Source organism: Mycoplasmopsis cricetuli ATCC 35279 (assembly GCF_000526955.1).
Taxonomy (GTDB): domain Bacteria; phylum Bacillota_I; class Bacilli_A; order Mycoplasmatales; family Metamycoplasmataceae; genus Mycoplasmopsis; species Mycoplasmopsis cricetuli.
On the sequence record NZ_JAHB01000043.1, the window covers coordinates 1 to 1,320 of the forward strand.

1 protein-coding gene is annotated in these 1,320 nt (G+C 26.7%); it reads left to right on the forward strand.

All coding sequences use genetic code 4. The features are described from left to right. A partial coding sequence (locus tag U744_RS04775; RefSeq protein ID WP_036432213.1) for a hypothetical protein occupies nt 1–1,320 on the forward strand: 1,320 nt, incomplete at both ends.

Here is a 1,320-nt window from a genome sequence, read left to right on the forward strand (position 1 = left end):
ACTTAAAGGTGGAAGAAAATATACATTCAAAGAACTTAGAATTAAAAATAGTGATGATACTGGCAAAAAAATATGAATTGACAATTCTCCAAACAATCAATCAAATACAACTCTTAAAACTAGATTTTTTTCAACTAGTCTAACAAGTCCAATTCAAATCAAAAGAAATGGTTCAACTTATAGATATAGATTTGTTCCTGAAGAATCAGGAATAATAAATGTTGTTGGAGAAATTATTGTTCAGGATGAAGATGATTTAATTTCAAACCAAGATCTTGAAAATCTTGTAATTACTTGAATGCCATTAAATCAATATATAAAAATAAGAGGTAATGTTAGTCAAATTTCAAATGTTGCAAATCAGAGATTCATAAATAAGGCATCAGGAGCCAACTTTGTTTTACAAAATCACCCAAATGAAGCTAAAACAAAAATAATTAAATTTAATTTTGATGCTAGTGATATTAGTTTATTTTCATCAATTTATGAAGAATTACCAAATAATTTGGGTAGACAAGTAGATGGTGCGGCTATTATTAAAGTTAGATTCATAAAAAAACTTGCTCAATTAAATGATCCAAATGGTTTAAATATTTTCTTCTTTCCAAATTTTGCAAATATAACAAATATAAATAGATCAAGTTTTTTTGCAATTCATGAAAATAAATTTCCAGAACTTGTAACAAATAATAACGCTAAAAAAATAACTACTAAAATAGCTTACATTACTGATAAGGCAGTTTTAAAACCTGAAGACTGATATGTTGCTTACTTTAAAGATTTAAGAGGAAATTACAGGTATAAAAAATTCCAATTACAACCAGATAATTCATTGAATACTAGTGAAGGACAAATTGGTAGTTTTAATTTAGAAATTGATAACATAATAGAAAGTAATAATAAATATTTCTTTGAAGGGGTTTTTGGTGGAACAGAAACAACAATTGATCAAATTATCAATGAACTTGAAAATAATGCTTCGACATTTAATCCAAATAATTACAAAAGACGTCATTATGGTGCTAAACATATTTTCAAGAGTTTAATTACTGCTAATTTTGGAACAAATTTTGCTATAGGTGGAACTTTTATTTCAAATCCAGCTGGTAGCTTATTAAGTCAAGATCAAAGAGAGGTTCAAATTAATGCCTCAAATACTTCTTTAGCTACCACAATTGACAATATAACTAACAATAGTGCGCGTGCTAAATTTGTATTTAACAATACTGATGAAGCCTTTAAATATCTCAATAGTGATTTAGATGCAGAACTTAAAATTCAACTTGGGAAAGTTTCAGATAATTCAAACTTTGGAGTTGA